Origin of the sequence: Ensifer sp. SSB1 (genome assembly GCF_016652895.1) — a bacterium.
In the GTDB taxonomy this organism is placed as follows: Bacteria; Pseudomonadota; Alphaproteobacteria; order Rhizobiales; family Rhizobiaceae; genus Ensifer.
The window spans coordinates 1-3,256 of record NZ_JAEPRP010000060.1 but is presented as its reverse complement, the minus strand read 5'-3'; the positions used below and the strand labels follow the sequence as shown (position 1 = coordinate 3,256).

2 protein-coding genes are annotated in these 3,256 nt (G+C 63.1%); both read left to right on the top strand.

The window, feature by feature from the left end; translation table 11 throughout:
* Window positions 1-40 precede the first annotated feature (40 nt).
* Window positions 41-2,632: an aconitate hydratase AcnA gene (gene acnA / locus I8N66_RS16480; protein WP_291155334.1), complete on the top strand. Its 2,592-nt coding sequence runs from the start codon at window positions 41-43 to the stop codon at window positions 2,630-2,632.
* A gap of 167 nt (window positions 2,633-2,799) precedes the next feature.
* The coding region (locus tag I8N66_RS16475; RefSeq protein WP_365887389.1) for a GAF domain-containing protein at window positions 2,800-3,256 on the top strand (457 nt) is incomplete at its 3' end.

The following is a 3,256-nucleotide window of genomic DNA, read 5'->3' as shown; positions in this document are numbered from 1 at the left end:
GGCTTTTTAGTTTTAAAAAAGCAATATTGGAGGAATCGACATGGCGTTGCGCATCCCTTCGGTCCACGGAACGCTGAACGTTGTGGACCTCCGCGCGGATTTCGGACCTGACTTCGAACGCCTGCCCTGGGTCCTGCGCATTCTGCTTGAAAACGTCGCACGCAAGGACACCGCCCAGTTGGCCTCGACTATCGCGGCGCTCAAGTCCTGGCTCGAGGCAGGGATGAGTGAAGCGGAGATCGCTTTCCACCCTTCCCGGGTCCTGATGCACGACACGACCTGCGTGCCGGCTCTCGTCGATATTGCCGCCATGCGCGATGCAATCGCGGAAGCCGGTGGCGATCCGGACGCGTTGAGCCCGGTTCTCCCGGTCGATGTCTCCGTTGATCACAGCGTCGCCGTCGACCGGTACGGCCAACCCGACTCTCGCCGCTTCAACATGCAGCGCGAAATGGACAGAAACAGCGAGCGCTATCGCCTGATGAAATGGGCGACCCAGGCCCTGCCGGGTGTCAAGGTGCATCCCCCGGGGACGGGGATCATGCATACGATCAACCTCGAGCAGCTCGCAACGGTGATTTCCGTCGAGGAACGCGGTGGGGAACGATGGGCCGTGCCGGATACGCTGATCGGCACCGACAGCCATACGCCCATGATCAACGGCATCGGCGTATTGGCCTGGGGCGTCGGCGGCCTGGAGGCCGAAAGTGTCTTCTTTGGTTTTCCGGTGACGCTACGCATTCCCGATGTGGTCGGCGTGCGGCTGAAGGGAAGGCTGATGCCAGGCGTTCTCTCGACCGATCTAGCGCTGGAAGCGACCCACCTGCTGCGGCGTCATGGAATATCAGGCGAGTTTGTCGAATTTTTCGGCGAGGGTGTTTCGACGCTTTCGGCCGGAGATCGCGCGGTCGTCGCCAACATGGCGCCGGAATACGGCGCCTCGACGGGTTACTTTCCGATCGACGAACAGGCCCTTGCCTATCTCAGCCAGACGGGTCGGTCTCCATCCCATTGCCAACTCGTCCGCGACGCGGCAAAGGGGCTCGGCCTCTGGTTCGAACCTGCAGCTTCGCCGCGCTATACCCGCGTGATCGAGCTCGACCTCGCGGCGGTCGAACCATTGATAGCCGGCCCACGCCGCCCGCAAGACAAGCTGCCACTGGCCAATGCCCTGGTTGCACTTGAGACCGCATGCGGCCGGCCCTTGGAGCAAGGCAAACCCGGCATACCGGACGGCGCAATCGCGATCGCCGCCATCACGAGCTGCACCAACACGTCGGATCAACGACTGCTCGCCGCGGCAGGCCTGGTCGCCCGCAATGCCAAACGCTTAGGCCTGCGCCCGCCCTGCTGGGTCAAGACATCGCTGGCACCCGGCTCGCCATCCGCCGAACTGTTTTTGAAGCGAAGCGGCCTGCTTGCCGAGCTTGAGGCCGTCGGTTTCGGCATCGTCGGCCACGGATGCACGACCTGCATCGGAAACTCTGGGCCCCTTCAAAGCGAGATGGCCGACGCGATCGCCGGCGGAACGATCGCGGCAGCCCTGCTTTCAGGCAATCGCAACTTTCCCGGCCGCGTGCATCCAAGTCTCCAGTTCGGTTTCCTGGCATCGCCGCCGCATGTTCTGGCTCTATCCTTGATTGGAAAGTTCGTTCCGGACCCGATGAACACTGAGATCGCGCGAGCCACGGACGGAACACCCATGCGCCTCGGAGACTTGATCCCTGCCGACGTCGAGATCGAAGCCGTTCTCCAGCAGCACTCCGATCCGCAGGACTACCACCGCGCGTTCCTGAACGCGGAGCGAAACGAGGCCTGGCATGCGTTGGCCGCGCCAACGTCATCGACGTTCCCGTGGGATGAAGCCTCAACCTACATCCGACGACCACCCTTTGCCGTCGCGGGCGCGCCCAGCCGCGTCGGGACCTATGTGGCGCACCCTTTGCTCGTGCTCGGAGATGACATGACCACGGATCACATCTCTCCGGCCGGCCAGATCGGTGCCACCAGCTATGCCGGCCGCCACCTCGTTGCCGCCGGTGATCCCGCGAACGATCTCAACGTCTACGCCGCCCGTCGCGGCAACTGGAGGGCGATGGCGCGCGGCCTCTTCGACAATCGTTCGGCCGCCAACCACCTCCTCGATGGCAGGCCCGCGTCAACGACCGTTCACGCACCGACAGGGGAAGAGGCCCCACTATGGGAGGTGGCCGAACGCTACCGGTCGGAGCAGCGCTCCGTCGTCGTCGTTGCAGGAGAACGCTACGGCGCCGGATCGTCGCGTGACTGGGCGGCGAAAGGCATCGGACTGCTCGGGGTGCGGGCTGTGATCGCCTTGAGCTTTGAGCGGATTCACCGCACCAACCTGATCGGCATGGGTGTTCTTCCCATCATTCTCCAGGAGGAGAAGATGCCGCTGATATCAGCCCTCGACCTCCTGGAGATCGATGCGACGGCTATTTGTCCACGTGGGCCGGTGCCTTTGGTTCTGAAACGCACCTCCGGCGAAAACGTAACACTGGCGGCTCGGGCGGCGGTGGAAACGGAGCAAGAGGTAGAGACCCTGCGCGCAGGCGGGATGATCCCCCAGATTCTCGACCGCCACCTCAGGGCGCACAGCCTGGTGCCATAACAGGCGGGACAAACGCCGGGGCACCCAGGCTTCAACGCATATCGCTGGTGGCGCGACTTCCGATTGCGCCACCATGCGGAATCCGCCCGGCGCCCGTTTGCCGATCGGTAGATATGGATTGTCGATAGGCCTGGAGTATGTCAGCTTCCCGCTTGGGAGGCCGATCGATGACAACGCAACTATCGCATATACGTGAGATAGAGCGTGTCGGCCTGGGCGCTGCGAGCCCGCGCGATGCACCTGTCGTCCAGTCCTGGCTGCGCTGCCTCAACGATTACAAGCTGGATCCGACGATCGCGCAGGAAGCCTATATCGTTCCGGGATCGAAGCTGCGCGAGCATCGCGAACAGGCGGAAGAACTGATCCGCATCGGTCGTTCGGGCCTTGAAGGGCTGTTCAACCAAGTCGCCGAGCAGAACTATGTTCTGTTGCTGTCCGATGCACGCGGCGTCACCGTCGATTTCATGGGCGATCCGACCTTCGACAATCAGCTTCGCAAGGCGGGGCTCTATCTCGGCTCGGAATGGTCGGAAAACCGCGCCGGCACCTGCGCCGTCGGGGCCTGTATCGTCTCCGGCGAGCCGGTCATCATTCATCAGGACGATCATTTCGACGCCAGCCATA

Excerpts from the sequence above, each read along its gene's own strand:
- acnA (WP_291155334.1), top strand. The coding sequence starts at position 41 with ATGGCGTTGCGCATCCCTTCGGTCCACGGAACGCTGAACGTTGTGGAC.